3 protein-coding genes are annotated in these 3,161 nt (G+C 40.8%); all 3 read left to right on the top strand.

Annotated features, from left to right (window positions below):
• A partial coding sequence (gene ubiE, locus B4237_RS00575) for a bifunctional demethylmenaquinone methyltransferase/2-methoxy-6-polyprenyl-1,4-benzoquinol methylase UbiE (RefSeq protein ID WP_286940778.1) occupies window positions 1-672 on the top strand: 672 nt, incomplete at its 5' end.
• A gap of 24 nt (window positions 673-696) precedes the next feature.
• Entirely contained in the window at window positions 697-1,377 is a 681-nt protein-coding gene (locus B4237_RS00570) for a ubiquinone biosynthesis accessory factor UbiJ (protein ID WP_278595968.1), read from the top strand.
• Between the two features lie 12 nt (window positions 1,378-1,389).
• The gene (locus tag B4237_RS00565; RefSeq protein ID WP_278595969.1) at window positions 1,390-3,009 is read left to right on the top strand and encodes an ABC1 kinase family protein; all 1,620 of its coding nucleotides are present in this window, start codon (window positions 1,390-1,392) and stop codon (window positions 3,007-3,009) included.
• Window positions 3,010-3,161 lie beyond the last annotated feature (152 nt).

Below are 3,161 nucleotides of genomic sequence, written 5' to 3'. Positions count from 1 at the left end.
TTTGATAAAGTTTATGATAAATACGACATCATGAATGATTTGATGTCATTTGGTATTCATCGCCTTTGGAAACGTTTTGCGATCAACATGTCTGGCGTTCGTCGTGGGCAACATGTCCTTGATATTGCAGGCGGTACGGGTGACCTTGCCAAAGTATTTAGCCGTGAAGTCGGTCCACAAGGACACGTTGTTCTTTCTGACATTAATGAATCAATGTTAAATGTTGGTCGTGATCGCCTGATTGATGCGGGCTGCACCAACGTTGATTTCGTTCTTGCCAATGCAGAAACATTAGAACCATTTGCAGACAATAGTTTTGATTTAGTGACCATTAGTTTTGGTCTTCGTAACGTGACGGATAAAGATGCAGCACTACAAGCGATGTATCGCGTGCTGAAGCCAGGTGGTCGTTTATTGGTACTCGAATTCTCAAAACCAGTGTTTGAACCATTCTCTAAACTGTATGACCTTTACTCATTCACGGCACTTCCGATCATGGGTAAACTCGTTGCAAATGACTCTGAAAGTTATAAATATCTTGCTGAATCGATTCGTATGCACCCAGATCAACGTACTTTAAAAGGCATGATGGAAAATGCAGGCTTCCAAAGCTGTGACTATCATAACTTAACAGGTGGTATCGTTGCGGTTCACCGCGGATTCAAACTTTAAAGTTTTGACGTTAAGGAATTTGCAATGTGGTCGATTTTAGCACTCGGTGCGGTTGAACGACTCATTCATCATGTGATTGACTTGGATGCGATTACTCGCATTCAACTCAATCAATTACAAGGTCAACTGTTACGCGTAGTTATCGACAGTCCACAACTTTCAGTTGATGTGTTTTTTGATGAAAATAAAGTTCGTTTAGAACCAACAGTCACAGGGCAAAGCCAAAGCCCCTCTATTTTTGAACAGCGTCCATTTGATCCTCAACAGAAAATCACAGATGCAACCGCAACATTACATGTTAAAAATGTAGTGGAACTGGTCAAATTATTACTCAGTGATATGGATCAAATTGGTAATATTCCGCTGCAAGGCGATTATCACTTACTACAAGATATTCAGCGAATTATGCAGCAAGCTGAACCTGATCTCGCTGCGCATCTGTCTCCTTGGATTGGCCCTCAACTCGCACATGAGTTAGGTAAAATTCAGCTTGCACCTCAGCAGCTAAAACGCTCTTTGCAAAGTCATCTATTTTTTGTTGAAGATACCTTAAAAGAAGATAGCGGTTTATTTGCTCCACGTTGGCAAATGGATGATCTCAATCGAGAAACGCGTCAACTCAATCAATCATTAGATCGACTCGAAGCTCAATTGCAACAGTTACAAACTCAATTCAACCAAAAAAAGCAAACCACTCAAGACTAGGTAAGATTTTATATGATTCCGCATGTTAAACGGTTACACGAACTCTGGCGTATTGCTGCACATTATCGCCTTGACACCTTGTTCCCTGCGGAAGAACTTCCTGTTAAAGCGCATCATGCATTAAATGTTATTAAAATGCACCCCGCTGCTTGGTCGAGTCGAGAAAAGAAAAATCCACTGAAGCTCAAGGAAGCTTTGGAAGAAATGGGCCCACTTGCAATTAAGCTGGGTCAATTATTATCAACACGCCGAGATTTGATTCCACCTGAAGTCTTATCTCAGTTGGTATTATTACAAGATCGTGTCAAACCTTACGATACACAACTTGCTAAACAACGCATCCAAGAATCACTTAAGGCAGATGTCAGCACCTTATTTTCACGCTTCGATGAGCAACCATTAGCTGCCGCATCTATTGCACAAGTTCATACTGCGGCTTTGCATGATGGTCGTGAAGTGGTTGTTAAAGTCACACGCCCTGATATTCGGGGGCAGATTCTGCAAGATTTTGAAATCTTGGCATGGCTGGGTGATTGGTTAGAAAATCGTGTAGAAGCTGCACGTGCCTTACATTTATCAGAGATCATCCAAGATTATCGTCAAATCATTTTAAATGAACTTGATTTGAGCTTAGAAGCAGACAATACCCGCCGTATGCGCCATTACTTTACAGGTTCAAGCATGATGTATGTGCCTGAAGTTTATATGGACAGTAAAGATGTGATGGTAGCGGAACGGATCACGGGTGTTCCTATCTCTGATACGGCAACATTTGATCGTTTAGGTATGGATCGTGCTGATCTCGCAGAAAAAGGTCTGACGATTTTCTTTACCCAAGTATTCCGTGACAACTTTTTCCATGCAGATATGCATCCAGGGAATGTTTTCGTTGAAACGATTAACCCAAGTAATCCACGCTTTATCGCGCTGGATTGTGCCATCATGGGTGAATTGTCTAAACATGATCAAATGACCGTTGCACGCATGTTGCTTGCTGTGATGAATAGCAACTTCATGCAATTGATTCAAATCGTGCATCAAGCAGGTTGGATTCCACCGGGTACAGATCAAGATACACTGGCTCGTGAAATGCGTCGTACAGTCGGTCCTATGGTTTCAAAACCGATGGATCAACTGGATTTTGCAGGCATCTTGATTCAAGTCATGGATATTGCGCGTCGTTTCCACTTGGAAATTCCACCGCAATTGATGTTACTCCTCAAGACATTGGTGCATGTTGAAGGTTTAGGCACAGACCTTTATCCTCAGCTTGATATTTGGAAACTGGCAAAACCGATTCTGACGGAATGGGTCAAAGCCAATATGAACCCCGTTAAAAATGTCAAAGAAATCGGACAACAGATTCCTGATTTATTACTCGGTGCTCAAGACTTACCAAGCCTGATCATCGACAGTTTAAATGGATTAAAAAATCAGTCTGCATGGCATGACAAACAATTGCGTGAAATTCAACAAATGCGCCTGCAAATGCAACATCAACAACGCCGCAGTTGGATTTTTGGCAGCATCATGTTGATTTTACTTACCATTGCGATTATTACACCTTGGTTTGTATCGATTATTCTTATCGTGTTAAGTAGTCTTTTAGCGCTATGGCGTATGGCGAAATAAAGCTTAGACATGGGAATTAAGTATTAATTCAATGATTCCCATTAAGCAGTTCATTTACCTATCATTTAGCCTAAACTCTACAAACATTTTCATAATATTAAGTTTTTTACTGTATTTTTTTTCAATTAAAAATAAATCAAAATCATCTTTAT

The organism is Acinetobacter sp. UBA6526 (assembly GCF_002434875.1).
In the GTDB taxonomy this organism is placed as follows: domain Bacteria; phylum Pseudomonadota; class Gammaproteobacteria; order Pseudomonadales; family Moraxellaceae; genus Acinetobacter; species Acinetobacter venetianus.
The sequence above is the reverse complement of the archived record's forward strand: the minus strand, read 5'-3'. Positions and strand labels throughout refer to the sequence as shown.

Coding starts and splice junctions, on each gene's coding strand:
- B4237_RS00565 (WP_278595969.1), top strand. CDS start 1,390: ATGATTCCGCATGTTAAACGGTTACACGAACTCTGGCGTATTGCTGCA.
- B4237_RS00570 (WP_278595968.1), top strand. CDS start 697: ATGTGGTCGATTTTAGCACTCGGTGCGGTTGAACGACTCATTCATCAT.